This window comes from Siccibacter colletis (assembly GCF_025914095.1).
Classification (GTDB): domain Bacteria; phylum Pseudomonadota; class Gammaproteobacteria; order Enterobacterales; family Enterobacteriaceae; genus Siccibacter; species Siccibacter colletis.
In genome coordinates this window covers 1313239-1329466 of record NZ_CP074352.1, presented here as the reverse complement: position 1 = coordinate 1329466, position 16228 = coordinate 1313239, and the positions used below count along the sequence as shown (strand labels likewise).

The 16228-nt window shown below is 59.6% G+C and carries 14 protein-coding genes; 4 read left to right on the top strand and 10 right to left on the bottom strand.

Annotated features, from left to right (window positions below; all coding sequences use genetic code 11):
• The first annotated feature begins 184 nt into the window (after nucleotides 1-184).
• The 3 genes from KFZ77_RS06390 to KFZ77_RS06380 are packed head-to-tail and all read left to right on the top strand — an operon-like array spanning nucleotide 185 to nucleotide 4532.
• Nucleotides 185-2014: a DUF2264 domain-containing protein gene (locus tag KFZ77_RS06390; protein ID WP_264385770.1), complete on the top strand. Its 1830-nt coding sequence runs from the start codon at nucleotides 185-187 to the stop codon at nucleotides 2012-2014.
• Between the two features lie 34 nt (nucleotides 2015-2048).
• On the top strand, nucleotides 2049-3317 hold the full coding sequence (locus KFZ77_RS06385) for an oligosaccharide MFS transporter (RefSeq protein WP_264385769.1): 1269 nt from the start codon (nucleotides 2049-2051) through the stop codon (nucleotides 3315-3317).
• 24 nt (nucleotides 3318-3341) lie between these two features.
• On the top strand, nucleotides 3342-4532 hold the full coding sequence (locus KFZ77_RS06380; protein ID WP_264385768.1) for a glycoside hydrolase family 88 protein: 1191 nt from the start codon (nucleotides 3342-3344) through the stop codon (nucleotides 4530-4532).
• Nucleotides 4533-4686: 154 nt separating this feature from the next.
• Here the strand turns inward: KFZ77_RS06380 and rlmC are convergent, their stop codons facing one another.
• The 10 genes from rlmC to KFZ77_RS06330 form a co-directional block, all read right to left on the bottom strand.
• Nucleotides 4687-5814, bottom strand: coding sequence for a 23S rRNA (uracil(747)-C(5))-methyltransferase RlmC (gene rlmC, locus KFZ77_RS06375; RefSeq protein WP_264385767.1), 1128 nt, complete (start codon nucleotides 5812-5814; stop codon nucleotides 4687-4689).
• 50 nt (nucleotides 5815-5864) lie between these two features.
• Nucleotides 5865-6338, bottom strand: coding sequence for a YbjO family protein (locus tag KFZ77_RS06370; RefSeq protein ID WP_031525165.1), 474 nt, complete (start codon nucleotides 6336-6338; stop codon nucleotides 5865-5867).
• 116 nt (nucleotides 6339-6454) lie between these two features.
• On the bottom strand, nucleotides 6455-7300 hold the full coding sequence (potI, locus tag KFZ77_RS06365; protein WP_264385766.1) for a putrescine ABC transporter permease PotI: 846 nt from the start codon (nucleotides 7298-7300) through the stop codon (nucleotides 6455-6457).
• A complete protein-coding gene (potH, locus tag KFZ77_RS06360) occupies nucleotides 7297-8259 on the bottom strand; it encodes a putrescine ABC transporter permease PotH (protein ID WP_031525162.1) in 963 nt (320 codons plus the stop codon). The genes potI and potH overlap by 4 nt, the downstream gene beginning before the upstream one ends.
• Before the next feature lie 9 nt (nucleotides 8260-8268).
• A complete protein-coding gene (potG, locus tag KFZ77_RS06355) occupies nucleotides 8269-9402 on the bottom strand; it encodes a putrescine ABC transporter ATP-binding subunit PotG (protein WP_031525160.1) in 1134 nt (377 codons plus the stop codon).
• Between the two features lie 139 nt (nucleotides 9403-9541).
• A complete protein-coding gene (gene potF / locus KFZ77_RS06350; RefSeq protein WP_264385765.1) occupies nucleotides 9542-10654 on the bottom strand; it encodes a spermidine/putrescine ABC transporter substrate-binding protein PotF in 1113 nt (370 codons plus the stop codon).
• Nucleotides 10655-11008: 354 nt separating this feature from the next.
• Nucleotides 11009-11488 (bottom strand): type III secretion system chaperone family protein, encoded by a 480-nt coding sequence (locus KFZ77_RS06345; protein ID WP_264385764.1) that lies wholly within the window; start codon nucleotides 11486-11488, stop codon nucleotides 11009-11011.
• A gap of 91 nt (nucleotides 11489-11579) precedes the next feature.
• A complete protein-coding gene (rimK, locus tag KFZ77_RS06340; protein ID WP_031525155.1) occupies nucleotides 11580-12482 on the bottom strand; it encodes a 30S ribosomal protein S6--L-glutamate ligase in 903 nt (300 codons plus the stop codon).
• Between the two features lie 104 nt (nucleotides 12483-12586).
• Complete coding sequence (nfsA, locus tag KFZ77_RS06335) at nucleotides 12587-13309, bottom strand: oxygen-insensitive NADPH nitroreductase (RefSeq protein WP_264385763.1); 723 nt, start codon at nucleotides 13307-13309, stop codon at nucleotides 12587-12589.
• 180 nt (nucleotides 13310-13489) lie between these two features.
• Nucleotides 13490-13876 (bottom strand): inner membrane protein YbjM, encoded by a 387-nt coding sequence (locus KFZ77_RS06330; RefSeq protein WP_031525151.1) that lies wholly within the window; start codon nucleotides 13874-13876, stop codon nucleotides 13490-13492.
• 296 nt (nucleotides 13877-14172) lie between these two features.
• On the opposite strand from KFZ77_RS06330, the gene KFZ77_RS06325 reads away from it, so the two are divergent.
• Nucleotides 14173-15861 (top strand): aspartate:alanine antiporter, encoded by a 1689-nt coding sequence (locus KFZ77_RS06325; RefSeq protein WP_031525149.1) that lies wholly within the window; start codon nucleotides 14173-14175, stop codon nucleotides 15859-15861.
• Nucleotides 15862-16228 lie beyond the last annotated feature (367 nt).

The following is a 16228-nucleotide window of genomic DNA, read 5'->3' as shown; positions in this document are numbered from 1 at the left end:
CCGTTTTCAATTTTTGTCTCTACCCGACGAGTTATAAACCATAGTTTTAAATTTTCCTGAACAACGTGCTGGCAAATGTGTCGCCCTGTGACCCAGCTAACGTTTGCCGTACGGCTCCGTTGCCTATTCTCAATGCCATTCGTCGTCCCGCGTCCCCGGTGCAAGGAACAGAGAGGCATATAAGATGGCTTACGGAGAGTGGCAAAACGCAAATCCATTGACCACCCGCCAGCAGGTGGCAGACCTGGTAAAAGGACTGCTGCAGGCGCTGGATACGCAGTTCGCTGCCGGGGAAACCGGCATCACGCTCGGGAATACCTGCGCCCACTACGGGCCGGATATTGCCCGCATGGAGGGCCTGTCGCGTGCGCTGTGGGGCGTGTTTCCTCTGCTGGCCGGGGGCGATACGCTACCGGAAGCGGAGAAGTACCTGAACGCGATCCGTTACGGCACCGACCCGCAGCATCCGGGCTACTGGGGCGATACCGGGCCGTACGATCAGCGCTTAGTAGAGATGGCGGCCTATGGCTACGGGCTGGCACTGCTGGACGGCAGGCTGACGCGTCATTTTTCCGCCCGCGAGCTGGAAAACCTGATTAACTGGCTGAGCCAGATCGACGACGCGCAGATGCCGGACAGCAACTGGAACTACTTCGCCATTCTGGTGCAGATGGGCTTTAAGTGCGCCGGGCTGCCGTGGCAGCGAGAAGCGGTGGAGCGCCGCTTTGCGATGATGGAGGCGTACTACCTGGGCGACGGCTGGTATTCCGACGGGCCGGGTCGGCCAAAGGATTACTACATCTCGATGGCATTTCACTTCTACGGCCTGCTCTACGCCACTCTGATGGCCGACGACGATCCGCAGCGCGCCGCCCTGCTGCGCAGCCGCGCCAGCCTGTTTGCCGCCGACTTTATTCACTTCTCCGCCGCCGACGGCGCGTCGATCCCGTTCGGGCGCAGCCTGACTTACCGTTTCGCTATGGTGGCGTTCTGGAGCGCGGCGGCGTTTGCCGGGCTGGACACCTTTGCTCCCGGCGTGATGAAAGGCATTGTGCTGCGTCACCTGCGCTGGTGGTTCGATAAGCCGATCCTCGATCGCGACGGTATTCTGACGCTCGGCTATGCGTACCCAAACCTGGCGATGTGCGAGGACTATAACTCCCCCGGCTCGCCCTACTGGGCGCTGAAAACGTTTCTCATCCTCGCCCTGCCGGACACGCACCCGTTCTGGCAGGCCGATGAGCTGCCGCTGCCTGCCCTGCCCGCTGTCCGGGCCATAACGCCCGCCGATCAGCTGCTGGTTCACAGCGAAGGCTCCCGCCACGCCTGGCTGCTGACGTCCGGGCAGCTGGAGCTGAACAACTACGTCAATACCGAGGCGAAATACACCAAATTTGCCTACTCCTCGGCCTTCGGTTTCACCATCGAGCGCGGGCGCTACGGGATCAAGCACGCCGCCTGCGACTCAATGCTGCTGCTGAGCGAAGGGGACGGCTACTATCGCGGCCGCCGCGGCTGCGACAGCGTGCAGACCAGCGACACGCACATCTTTTCGCGCTGGTCGCCGTGGCGGGACGTACAGATCTCAACCTGGCTTATCCCCTGCGGGGCCTGGCATCTGCGGGTACACCACATCGACAGCGCCCGGGCGCTGCATGCGGTTGAAGGCGGGTTTGCGGTGATGCACCAGCCGGGGATCACCGCCGTTGACGAACGCGACGGTGCCACGCTGATCGCCAGCGCTGTCGGCAGCAGCTGCATCGTTGAGCGCTCGCCGCGGGCGCGCCTGGCGGGCCACGTCATCACCCCGCCGAACAGCAGCATCATGTTTGCCGAATGCGCGGCCATTCCGCAGCTGAGCGGCGAGTTGCCACCCGGCGAGCACTGGCTGTGCTGCGCGGTGGCTGCCGGGGTCAGCGAACCGCTGTCACCCGATAACGCCCCGCGCCTGACCCTGACTGCCACCAGCCTGCACGTGTCCGGGGCCGACGGCGAAACGACGATTCTCATTTAATAACAAACACAACATCTTCCCTGTCGAGGCTTGTATGAAAAACATTACTGCCGCCAACAAAAAAGAGTACGTCAAGATCAGTAGTTTTATCTTCCTCTACTTCTTCACCTGGTCCGCCAGTATCGGCCTGCTGGCGATCTGGCTCGGGCAAAAAACTAACCTCAGCGGCTCGGTGATCGGGACGGTCTTCGCGGTCAACGGCATCTTCTCGGTGATCCTGAAGCCGGTCTACGGCTACATTCTCGACAAGATCGGCATGAGCAAATATCTGCTCTACTTCGTGGTCGGCATGTCCGCCCTGATGGCACCGTTCTTCATCTACGTCTACCAGCCGCTGCTGATCTCCCACACCATGCTGGGGATTATCGTCGGGGCTATCTATCTCAGCTTCGCCTGGTACGCCGGCGTGGCGGCCTGCGAATCCTATACCGATCGCTACAGCCGTCTGAACGGGATGGAGTTCGGCCAGATCCGCATGTGGGGTTCGCTCGGCTGGGCGGTGGCGTCGTCGTTCTCCGGCCTGCTGTTTAACCTCTCGCCGTCGTGGAACTTTATTCTCGGCAGCGTCACCTCAGTGGTGATGCTGATTGTGCTGCTGAGCCTCAAAGTCAATGCCAACACCGGCAACGCCGATGAAGTGCTGTCGAAGCAGAAAATTGTATTCAGCGATGTGGTGGAGCTGATGCGCAGCCGCAAATTCTGGGCCTTCTGCCTCTATGTGGCAGGCGTGGCCTGGATGATGTTTATCGCCGAACAGCAGTTCTCGCGCTACTTCGTCACCTTCTTCGATGACGTCCAGCAGGGCAACGCGGTGTTTGGCTACCTCGGTACGGTGCAGTCCGGGATGGAATTCCTGATGTACATGGTGATCCCGCTGTTTGTGAACTACGTCGGGGCGAAAAAGGGGCTGCTGATTGTCGGGCTGGTGGTTGGCGCGCGCCTGATCATCTCCGGGCTGTGCGATTCGCATCTGCTGATCTCAATCCTCAAGCCGCTTTACGGGCTGGAGATCTGTCTGCTGCTGGTGTCGGTATTCAAGTACATCGCTGAGCATTTCGACAAGCGCGTCAATGCCACCATGTACCTGCTCGGCTACCAGGCGATGCTCTACGTCGGCAACGTGGTGGTCTCCTCCCCGGCGGGCTACCTGTATGACCGCATCGGCTTTGAGCAGACCTATATCCTGATGGGGGCTATCGCGCTCACCTTTACCCTGATTTCGGCCTTTACCCTGTCGGCATGCCAGAGCAAGCGCGACGGGAGCTACGTCGAACCTGAACACGCCGAACCGGTGAAGAACTAACCCTGCCAGCAAAAGGAGTGAACTATGCTGCATGATATCGCGTATGAACCGCTGTCCCGCCCGCCCGTTGCCCCCACCGGACGCGAGCCGCTGAAGACCGCGCTTCTTGATACCCGCCACTATGTGCTGGAGCGCCTGAAAGGGAATCTGGCGCAGTTCGGGGATAAATTCCCGGCAGAGACCTGCAAGGAGGGGCGTTACCCGCTAACCGACAACGTGGAGTGGACCACCAGTTTCTGGACCGGGCAGATGTGGCTGGCCTGGGAGATGTCCGGGGATGAGACCTTCCTGCAGGCGGCGCAGAAACAGGTGCGCTCCTTCGGGCTGCGCATCGCCGGACGCCACGATACCAACACCCACGATCTCGGGTTCCTCTATACCCTCTCCTGCGTGGCGGACTGGCGTCTCACCGGCAACCGCGAAGCGCGCGGCTTTGCGCTGCTGGCCGCCGAGGCGCTGCTGGAGCGCTATCACCCGAAGGCGCAGATCATCCAGGCCTGGGGCAATCTTGACGATCCGGAACAGGCCGGACGCATGATCATCGACTGCAATATGAACCTGCCGCTGCTCTACTGGGCCAGCGAGCAGACCGGCGATGCGCGCTACGCCGAGGTGGCGAAAGCGCACGTGCGCCAGGCCGCACGCTATCTGGTACGCCCGGACGCCTCGTCGTGGCACACCTATTACATGGACCCGGTCAGCGGTGAGCCGCGCTTCGGCAAGACCCAGCAGGGTTACGCCGATGACTCGTGCTGGTCGCGCGGCCAGGCGTGGGGTATTTACGGTTTCCTGCTGAGCTTTATCTACACCGGCGATAAAGAGATGGTGACGCTGTCGAAGAAGGTCGCGAACTATTTCCTTAACCGCCTGCCGGACGATGGGGTCTGCCACTGGGATCTGGCGCTGCTGGGCAGCGACGCGCTGCGCGACTCATCGTCAGCGGCCATTGCGGTGTGCGGTTTGCTGGAGCTGGTAAACCATCTGCCGGTGACCGATCCGGATCGCGACACCTACCAGCAGTGGGCCGAGCACATCATGAGCTCCCTGAACCGGGACTATCTGGTACAGCCTGACGACAACGGCACCGGGCTGCTGAAGCATAGCGTCTACCATCTGGCGAGCAACAAAGGGGTGGACGAGTGTTGCAGCTGGGGAGACTACTTCTACGTCGAAGCGCTGATGCGTATGACGGGGGTGTGGAAGCGGTACTGGTGAGCGGGCCACGCTTCGGCTTATGTGTTTATGGTGGGTGCGCTTCGCTTACCCACCCTACGGGTCCAGGGCGGGTCCAGGGCGGGTGTAGGGCGGGTAAGCTTGCGCACCCGCCGTTTACCTTGCGCACCCGCCGTTTAACTTGCGCACCTACGGATTAGCGGCGTACCAGCAGCGTCAGAACTTCGTAATGCGCGGTGTGGGGGAACATATCGAACAGCTGAACGCGGGTTGCCTGGTAATCCGGTAACTGCTGAATATCTTTTGCCATGCTCTGCGCATTGCAACTGGAATAGAGGATGTACGGCGGTGCCATCTGGTTGAGATAGTCGCACAGCGCGCTGCCAATGCCCCGACGCGGTGGGTTAACCACCACCAGATCCGGCGTCGCCTGCTGGCCGGTAGCAAACTGCGTGGAATCCAGCGCCTGAAAATGCACGTCACGCAGCCCCAGCATCTCCGCTGACTGCGTCGCACTGGCGATGGCTTCAGGCGCAATCTCAATCCCGGTCAGCTTCATCTCAGGCGTTGCGCAGTGCAGGCCAAACCCCCCCACCCCGCAAAACAGATCCCACATGTGCTGTACCGGCAGCGCCCGTACCCAGTCACGCGCCGTGGCGTACAGCCTGGCGGCAACCACCGGGTTGGTCTGAAAGAAGCTCTGCGGCCGGATCCACAGCGGCACGCCATTAAAGTTTTCCGCCAGCGCGCGCTGTTCCGTCAGCCAGATCTCCCGCTCGCCCTCCATGATCGCCATGTGCACCGGCTGGATATTGGCAGTGATCACCTTCAGCTGCGGCAGCGCCGCCTGCAGATCCGGCAACACCGCGCGCAGCCGGTCGAGTTTTTCCTCCGAGCGCAGCACTATGCGCAGCATCATGCCGCCGTCGAGCTGGCTTTCGGTAAGCAGCAGGTACTTCAGCTCACCGCGCTTGCGCGCCACGTTGTAGGGCGTCAGGCCTGCACGAGCAATAACGGGTTTCAGCGCCTCAAAAACCGGGGCAAAGGAGGCGGGATAGAGCGGGCAATCGGTGAGATCTACCGGGGTGCCGTCGCGGTGCAGCATACCCAGCAGCGGTTTTTCCACGCTGCCGCTGACCACCATCTTCGCCTTGTTGCGAAACGCCTGCTCCGGCCCGCTGACCGGCGCGCACCACTCCGCCACCGGGATCTCCGCCAGCAGCTGGTGCAGGTCGTTCATTTTTGCGGTGAGCTGGTTATCCATCGGCTGTTCGATCCACTGACAGGAACGGCAGCGCCCGGCGTCATAGAGTGCGCAGTGCATAGCTAAAACCTAAAGGAAAATGCGGACCGGGATTTTAGCACGTCAGAAGATTACTGCAGCCGGAAATAGCGTCGGCTGACGGCAGGCATAAACAGCAGCAGCAGTACCAGCATGTCGGGGAGTTTTTGCATCATCAGCGAGGTGAAGATATCGCGCGGCGTCTCACCCGAGATGCTGAACAGCTCCGGGTAGCCGAAGCCGAGCGAGGCGGCGCCCAGATAGCTGGCGGCGATCACCTGAGTGGCCAGATAGACCCAGCGCCCCCAGTTGCGGCCCTGCATAATCACGAACGCGCAGCGAAACTCCACGCACAGCAGCACCAGGCTTGCGAGAAACACCAGCGTCAGGCTCCAGGTCTGGACGCTGCGATGGACAAAGTCGGCGACGCCACGCATGCCCATCAGGTTGAACAGCATAAAGAGATCGAGGCAGCGGGTTGAGATAATAGCGATAGCCGCCACCTGCACCAGCGCAGGAGCGTTAATACGGGCGTGTGACTGACGTTGTTTGCTGAACCATTCCACTGTTGTGCATTCCCTGAAGCCAGGCCGGAACTAACCCCACTCGGTTCTTCTCCCTCCGGTGAAGAACCGGGGCGCTGTCACGCCCCGATTGCACATCATTGCAGACTTTCTGACTTTCAGCCAAGTTTTGCACGCTGGATATCACGCAGGCGCTGCTTTTCTGCGCGCGCCATGATGATCCACGCGATGAATCCGATAATGCCAACCACACCAAGGATAATCGACGCCAGGGCGTTGATCTCCGGGTTAACCCCCATGCGCACGCTCGAGAACACCAGCATCGGCAGCGTGGTGGCTCCCGGCCCCGAGACGAAGCTTGCGATCACCAGGTCATCCAGCGACAGGGTAAAGGCCAGCAGCCAGCCGGAGACGATCGCTGGCATGATCATCGGCAGGGTGATGACAAAGAATACCTTCACCGGCGTGGCACCGAGATCCATTGCCGCCTCTTCAATGGAGCGATCCAGCTCGCGCAGGCGCGAGTTAATCACCACCGCCACATAAGCGGTACAGAAGGTGACGTGCGCCAGCCAGATGGTGAGCATCCCACGCTCTGCCGGCCAGCCGATGGCGTGACCCAGCGCGACAAACAGCAGCAGCAGCGACAGGCCGGTGATCACATCCGGCATTACCAGCGGGGCAGTCAGCATAAAGGCGAAGCCGTTAGCACCGCGAAAACGCCCGAAGCGCACCATCACCACCGCCGCAATGGTGCCGAGCACCACCGCCATGGTTGCCGCGCAGGCTGCAATGGTGAGGCTCAGCCCCACCGCGCTCATCATCGCGCTGTCGTGGAACAGCTCAACGTACCAGCGGGTTGACCATCCGGCCCACACCGTCACCAGCTTCGAGCTGTTAAAGGAGTAGACCACCAGCATCAGCATCGGCGCGTAGAGGAAGGTGAAGCCGATAATCAGGATCAGAATGCGCCACGGGGAGCGCACGACCGGTAAGTTGTTCATCCGTTTTCCCCCATGGTTTTATTCTGATGCTTGTGGAACCACATGATCGGCACAATCAGCAGCAGCAGCATGACGATGGCGACCGCCGAGGCCACCGGCCAGTCGCGGTTGTTAAAGAACTCCTGCCACAGCACGCGGCCAATCATGATGCTGTCCGGGCCGCCAAGCAGTTCCGGAATAACAAATTCCCCAACCGCCGGGATAAACACCAGCATCGACCCGGCGATAATCCCACCTTTGGTCAGCGGCACGATAACGCTGAAAAAGGTTTTCAGCGGGCGCGCGCCCAGATCCAGCGAGGCTTCCACCAGCGAGTAGTCGATACGCGTCAGGGCGGTGTAGATCGGCAGCACCATAAACGGCAGATAGGCATACACAATGCCGATGTAGACCGCGAGATTGGTGTGCAGAATGGTCAGCGGCTGGTCAATCACCCCGAGCCACAGCAGCACGTTATTCAGCACGCCGTTATTTTTCAGAATGCCCATCCACGCGTAGACGCGGATCAGGAACGAGGTCCAGGAGGGCAGGATCACCAGCAGCAGCAGAATATTGCGGGTAGACGGCTTGCTGTGCGCCACCGCCCAGGCCAGCGGATAGCCGAGCGCCAGACAGCAGAGCGTGGAGATCCCCGCTACCTGCAAGGATTGCAGATAGGCTTCAACATAGAGCGGATCGTCAGTCAGCTGAATAAAGTTGCCGAGGTTGAGCATGATGCTCAGCTGCCCGTCGGCCCACTCCACCAGGTCGGTATACGGCGGGATCGCCCGCGCCATCTCCGCCAGGCTTATCTTAAAGACGATCAGAAACGGCAGCAGGAACAGCAGGATCAGCCACAGGTACGGGAAAGCGATCACCAGCTTGCGCCCGTGGGCCATCTGCAGGCGCGCCAGCCAGAGCTTAAAACCGCGCGGCTGATGGGCGACAGGCGGCGCGTCGTGACGTTCAAAGATACTCATCGCGCCCCCTTAAACGGTGAGAACCACACAGCTGTCGGCATCCCAGCACAGGCGCACTTCGTCGCCCCATGTCGGCTGCCCTTTGCGGTAGCGGTGATCGTTCTGCAACTGAGCGCTGATCATCTGCCCGCCCTTGAGGCGCACGTGGTAGATCGACAGATCGCCGAGATAAGCGATGTGCACCACCTCACCCACGGCAAAGTTGTAGCCATCGGCCGGCGGCTCGTCGCACAGCATCACTTTTTCCGGGCGCAGCGCCACGTATACCGGCACGTTGTCCATCACCGACGCGTCCGGGTCGACTTTCAGCGGGTGGATCAGCCCCGGCGCGTCAATTACCAGGCCATCCTCCTCGCGCGCTTTCAGCAGCCCTTCGAACACGTTCACCGAGCCGATAAACTCCGCGCTGTAGCGGGTGGTCGGGTGCTCGTAGATCTCCTCCGGCTCGCCAATCTGCACAAACTTGCCGCGGTTCATGATAGCGATGCGCCCGGCCATGGTCATGGCCTCTTCCTGATCGTGGGTCACCATGACGCAGGTTGCGCCGACGCGCTCCAGAATATCCACCACTTCAAGCTGCATGCGGTCGCGCAGTTTTTTATCCAGCGCGCCCATCGGCTCGTCGAGCAGCAGCAGCTTCGGACGTTTGGCGAGGCTGCGCGCCAGCGCCACGCGCTGACGCTGGCCGCCGGAGAGCTGGTGCGGCTTACGCTTCGCAAACTCCTGCATGTGCACCAGGCTCAACATCTCGGCGACGCGGCTGTTGATTTCCGCTTTCGGCAGCCGATCCTGCTTCAGACCAAAGGCGATATTCTGCTCCACGGTCATGTGCGGAAACAGCGCGTAGGACTGGAACATCATGTTCACCGGACGCTGATAAGGCGGGACGTGCGCCAGATCGACGCCGTCGAGCACAATCTGCCCGGCGGTTGGCTGCTCAAAGCCCGCCAGCATGCGCAGCAGCGTGGATTTACCACAGCCTGAGGCGCCCAGCAGGGCAAAGATTTCACCTTTATAGATAGTGAGGCTGACGTCGTCCACGGCGTGCTGGCCGTCGAAGGATTTCGTCAGGTTACGGATTTCCAGCAGCGGGGTCAGCGCTTTCGGGGTTTTCGCCTGTGGGCGGGGAATAGCGTCGTTCACTCAGAGTGATCTCCGGCAAAAGCAGTAAACCTGTGCGGCCCGGTTGCCGCACAAATGAGAGGACAGAGACCGCTGGCCTCTGTCCATTGTGGGGCAGGCTGCCCTGCCCCGGTGCACGTGACGAACTGAAAATGCTTAGTTATTTGCCACTTTTAACTTTAGTCCACGCGCGGGTTCTGACGCGGTCAATTTTCGGCTCCTGCACCTTCAGCGTAAACATTTTGGCGCGCACGTCTTCCGGCGGATAGATGCCCGGATTGTCACGCACCTCGGCGCTCACCAGCTCGGTAGCGGCCTTGTTGCCGCTGGCGTAATAAACGTGATCGCTGATGTGGGCGATAACGTCCGGACGCAGCAGGTAGTTGAGGAACTGATAGGCCTCTTCTTTGTTTTTGGCATCCGCCGGCATGGCGAAGACGTCAAAGAACGCCAGCGCCCCCTCTTTCGGGATGCTGTAGGCGACGTTAACGCCGTTCTTCGCCTCTTTCGCACGGTTCGCCGCCTGCAGCACGTCGCCCGCCCAGCCTACCGCGACGCAGATGTCGCCGTTGGCCAGGTCGTTGATGTACTGGGACGAGTGGAAGTAGCGAATGTTCGGACGCAGCTTGAGCAGCAGCTCGGTGGCCGGGCCGGTGTAGTCATCCGCCTTCATGCTGTTCGGATCTTTACCCAGGTAGTTCAGCACGGTCGAGAAAATCTCTTCCGGGGCATCAAGGAAGGAGACGCCGCAGCTCTTCAGCTTTTCAAGGTTTTCCGGTTTGAGCACCAGATCCCAGCTGTTAACCGGCGCGTCGGCCCCGAGGGCCGCTTTCACTTTATCGACGTTGTAACCGATGCCGGTGGTGGCCCACAGGTACGGCATCGCATATTTGTTATCCGGGTCGTGACGGGCAATCAGCTTCAGCAGTTCCGGATCGAGGTTTTTCCAGTTCGGCAGCTTGCTCTTGTCCAGCGGCTGGAACACGCCCGCCGTAAGCTGGCGCTCCAGGAAGCTGGCGGACGGCACCACCAGATCGAAACCGGTGCTGCCGGCCATCAGTTTGCCTTCCAGCACTTCGTTGGAGTCGAACACGTCGTAGACCACTTTAATGCCGGTCTCTTTGGTGAAGTTCTCCACCGTGTCCGGCGCAATATAGTCAGACCAGTTATACACGTGCAGCGTCTTTTGTTCGGCAGCAAACGAGCTGGCAGAGACGGCCATCAGTGCGCCAGCAACCACACCCGACAACCATTTTTTACCTTGGGTGGACATATCTCTTTCCTTCTTATAAGGGTAAAAACTCGCCCCGGGCGAGCTAACACAACGCGTTGGTGATATGCAATTTCCGTGCATATCTGGTCACTGCAGCGCAAAAAAGATATCGCGTATCTCCGGCAGACGTTGCACGCTTTTTGCAGCCCGGCAAGAATAACTGTAGCCAGTGTTCGAGGCTATAGCCCGGATTAAAAAACGCCTTTTATCAATTTTTTATGCAGGTTTTGTCTATGTGATAAGCCGAAACGGCAAAATGACCGGTGATTTATGCTGGGGAAAGAGGCGGAGAGCAGAATTATCGGGTGTATTACGCAGCCGCGCTGGCAGCGACTGCGCTTATTTTACAGCGGATCAGTGAAGAAAATGGTTATGCACTTCTCCCACCGCCGCGTCCTCTTCTTCGGCGGTATAGAGCAGGTGATGGGCGCTGGCCTCAAGGATGACCATAGAGATCTGCTCTTCACTCTGCTGCAGGAAGGCGGCAAACTGCTCCTGAGTGACGCCAACCGAAACGGATAATGACTGGCAAACCACAAGCTTCGGCAGATTATCATCCTGAATATCGAGAAACGCTTTAACCGTCAGCGACCCGGCATTGATGGCTGAGAGATCGCAGGAGAGCGGCAGCAGCGCCGAGGGCTTCACTTCCGCCAGCGCCGAGAACAGGATCACGTTGTCCACCAGGTCTATCTTGGCATCAAAGATACCGTCAAAATTTTGCATGTGCGGCAGGTGCAGCGCCTGACAGGTATCGCACTCAAAAAAACTCACGCCGAGCGCGTCGAGCCAGCTACGCAGGGTGTCCAGAGAAGGGACGACAAGTGAGTGCATAACGCGGGATACCTCTACAACGGATGTCAATAATCGGCATAGCTTACGCAAAAAGGCCGCGACATACCACGCCGATGCTACGATTCGCCGGTCAGCCGCCGGTTTTCAGGCAAAAACCGGGCTGCGCCTGGCGCTCTGCCCACTTGATCATCAGGGTCGCGATATCAATCCCGGTGGTTTTCTCTATGCCTTCCAGCCCCGGCGAGGCGTTAACTTCCATCACCAGCGGCCCGCGGCTGGCGCGCAGAATGTCCACGCCCGCCACGTCCAGCCCGAGAACCTGCGCGGCTTTGATGGCGATGGCACGCTCCTGCGGGGTGATGTTGGCAATACGCGCCACGCCGCCGCGGTGCAGGTTGGAGCGGAAATCGCCCTCCTTCGCCTGGCGCTCAATGGCGGCGACCACTTCATCGCCCACCACCAGGCAGCGCACATCGCAGCCCTTCGCTTCCTGGATATACTCCTGCACCAGAATCCAGGCGTTGAGGCCGCGAAACGCGTCGATGACGCTCTCGGCTGCCTGCCGGGTTTCCGCCAGCACCACGCCGATGCCCTGGGTGCCCTCCACCAGCTTCACCACCAGCGGCGCGCCGCCCACCATCTCGATCAGATCGCTGGTGTCATCCGGAGAGTGCGCGATGCCGGTCACCGGCATATCAATCCCCTCTCGCGCCAGCAGCTGCAGCGAACGCAGCTTGTCGCGCGCGCGGGTGATCGCCACCGACTCGTTGAGCGGATAGCTGCCCATCCCTTCGAACTGACGCAGCACCGCCGTGCCGTAAAAGGTAATCGCGGAACCGATGCGCGGAATGACGATGTCGTAATGGGGAAGCTGCCGCCCTTTGTAGTGCATGGAAGGCGAAAGCGGATTGATGTTCATGTAGCAGGAAGCGGGATCGAGGATGTCTACCAGATGGCCGCGCCGGGTGGCGGCTTCACGCAGACGTTTGCAGGACCAGAGTGTACCGTCCCTGGATAAGATCGCGATTTTCACCCTCTACCTCACTGTAAAAGACCGGGAAACGCTGCGTATCATACACCCCCCGCCGCGACGGGCGAAGGGCGTTTTCAGCGTGACCTGACGTGCATAAGGTGGGATTAGCGGGTGGCCCAGCCCTGCTTGTGCAGGTAGTCGAGAATAAACGGTCGGCTCTCTTTCACAATGGTGCGGCGGATGTGGTCGCTCCAGGTATCGCGGCGGGTATTGCTCCCGCGCGTGAGGTAGTACTCCGCCAGCGTATCGTCGTACTCTGCCAGCTGCTGCGCATCCAGCGGCTGATAGTGGTTCTCGTGCACCAGCATCGCGGCTGGCATACGCGGCTTCACGTCCGGGTTATCCGCCGGCCATCCCAGACACAGCCCGAACAGCGGCAGCACGTGCTTCGGCAGCTTCAGCAGTTGGGTGACCTCTTCAATGCTGTTACGAATCCCGCCGATATAAACCCCGCCCAGGCCCAGCGACTCGGCGGCGGCCAGCGCGTTCTGACCGAGCATCGCGGTATCGACCACGCCGAGTAACAGCTGTTCGGCCAGCCCCAGCTGCGCTTCCGGGCAGATCTGCTGGTTACGGTTGAAGTCGGCGCAGAACACCCAGAACTCGGCGGCCTTCGCCACGTGCTCCTGCCCGCCGGTTAAGGTGACAAGGGCTTTACGCATGTCCGGGTCGGTAATGCGAATAATGGAGCTGGCCTGCAGGAAGCTTGAGCTGGAAGCCGATTGTGCTGCGGCGATAATCGCCTCGCGCTGTGCCTCTGTTATCGGCTCGTCGGTGTAATGGCGAATAGAGCGGTGGGCGCGTAGCAGATCGATAGTCGGCGTCATCTCATCTTTCCTTTGTGGTTCTGTCATAACGTGTTGTGGTGTACTGCGGTCGTGCAAAAACGCGACCGCTGTCACAAACATAGCAGCAGCCAGTATAGCCCGCTTCCCGCGGGGAGTGACTGGCGATACGTATTCTGAAACAGAAACACACCGCGCTTTACAGGGTGCGTGGAGGAAGGATTAGCCGTGCTGGCGCCGTCTGGCGCTGCGGTGAAAACGCCTGAGCGCACGGAAGAAGAGGAAGCTTAATGCGCCGAGCGCGCACCAGAACACGCCGCTGAACAGCCACGCCAGCTGCTGCCACACCGAACGCAGCGGTACGTTCCACAGGTGCATCATCACCAGGCAGACCGGCAGCGCCAGAATAGCGCCGATAAGCGGGGCGCTGAGGCGGCGATGTCGGGAAAAGTAGCTCGCTACCGCACCTGGCACCGCGAACAGCAGCAGACCCAGCTCGGGAACATCAGGGGTATTGAATACCTCATGACCTTCGAGGTGGAGCGAAACGCAGACCACAATAAAGAGTACGAAACAGCAAACAATACCTCCCCACCCTTTCATTCGCATTACTCTGCTCCTTCTGCATATTCTCGATGGCACACCCGGGTGCTGGCCGGGAGAATAGATCTCCCGATCGGATAAAGCGTGGCGGCACTCCGTGCCTGGAAAAGGATTCAATTTGTTACGCTATTCTCACTGGCTGTTGATCGTGGTTACGATTAAACTAGCGGCGCTCGTCAGTGTTGGCAGACGATATATTTCCTGATAGAGGATTTTCTTATTTGGATCTATTGACCGGCAAAACATTAGCGTAAAAAACCACACCTTTCAACAGCTTACTAGTAAACAAGAAGTTAGCCTCCGTGAATATAAACGTCGCAGAATTGTTAAACGGGAATTACATACTGTTATTATTCGTGGTGCTGACCTTAGGTCTGTGCCTGGGTAAATTACGCCTCGGCTCAGTGCAACTGGGTAATTCCATTGGTGTTTTAGTTGTTTCTTTATTGCTCGGTCAGCAGCACTTTGCGATTAACACCGATGCCCTGAATCTGGGCTTTATGCTGTTTATTTTTTGTGTGGGCGTGGAAGCCGGTCCGAACTTTTTTTCGATTTTCTTTCGCGACGGGAAAAACTATTTAATGCTGGCGCTGGTGATGGTCTCCAGCGCGCTGCTGATCGCCCTAGGGCTGGGCAAGCTGTTTGGCTGGGACATCGGCCTGACCGCCGGGATGCTTGCCGGCTCGATGACCTCTACGCCGGTGCTGGTGGGCGCGGGCGACACGCTGCGTCACTCCGGCATGAACGAAACCCAGCTGGCGCTGGCGCTGGATCACCTCAGCCTCGGCTATGCCCTCACCTACCTGATTGGTCTGGTCAGCCTGATCTTCGGCGCGCGCTATCTGCCGAAACTGCAGCATCAGGATCTGCAGACCAGCGCCCAGCAGATCGCTCGTGAGCGCGGTCTTGATACCGACGCCAGCCGCAAAGTCTTTCTGCCGGTGATCCGCGCTTACCGCGTCGGCCCGGAGCTGGTGGCCTGGGCGGACGGCAAAAATCTGCGCGAGCTGGGTATCTATCGCCAGACCGGGTGCTATATCGAACGTATCCGCCGCAACGGCATTCTCGCGAACCCGGACGGCGACGCGGTGCTGCAGATGGGGGATGACATCTCCCTCGTCGGCTACCCGGACGCCCATGCGCGCCTCGACCCGAGCTTCCGCAACGGCAAAGAGGTCTTCGACCGCGACCTGCTGGATATGCGCATCGTCACCGAAGAGATCGTGGTGAAAAACCACAATGCCGTAGGCCGCCGCCTCGGCCAGCTCAAACTCACCGACCACGGCTGCTTCTTAAACCGCGTGATCAGAAGCCAGATTGAGATGCCGATCGATGACAACATCGTGCTCAACAAAGGGGACGTGCTGCAGGTGAGTGGCGAAGCGCGCCGCGTGAAAACCGTCGCCGACCGCATCGGCTTTATCTCGATTCACAGCCAGGTCACCGATCTGCTGGCGTTTTGCGCCTTCTTTATTGTCGGCCTGATGATCGGCATGATCACCTTCGAGTTCAGCTCGTTCAGCTTCGGCATCGGTAACGCCGCCGGTCTGCTGTTCGCCGGCATCATGCTCGGCTTCCTGCGCGCCAACCACCCCACCTTCGGCTACATCCCGCAGGGCGCGCTGAATATGGTGAAAGAGTTTGGCCTGATGGTGTTTATGGCGGGCGTCGGCCTCAGCGCGGGCGCGGGCATCAACCACAGCCTGGGCGCGGTGGGCGGGCAGATGCTGATCGCCGGACTGATCGTCAGTCTGCTGCCGGTGGTGATCTGCTTCCTGTTCGGTGCCTGGGTGCTGCGCATGAACCGCGCCATGCTGTTCGGGGCCATAATGGGTGCCCGCACCTGCGCCCCGGCGATGGAGATCATCAGCGACGCCTCACGCAGCAACATCCCGGCGCTGGGCTATGCCGGTACCTACGCTATCGCCAACGTACTGCTGACCCTGGCGGGGAGCCTGATCGTCATCATCTGGCCAGGGCTTGGGTTGTGATCGCGGTCACTGAAAATTTATAAGAAATTATTTTTCAAAAACCGCGAACTTTTTGCGGGGACGTCAGTCTGAATTAGTGCCACTGCTTTTCTTTGATGTCCCCAATTTGTGGAGCCCATCAACCCCGCCGTTTTGGTTCAAGGTTGATGGGTTTTTTGTTGGGTGAAATTTATAATCCATTAAATCAACCCTTTATAACCACCCTTTCCCATGCACGGCGACAAAGTGGCGCAGCGCGAAGTTCCGGCAGGCTTCATTGAAATAGGGATGTTTTGACATGCGATAGCCAAACATACTCAGTTGCTCCGTGAAGTCTCAAAATGGAACTAATTGATAGTCACATTACATTCTCAGAGTGCATCGACGG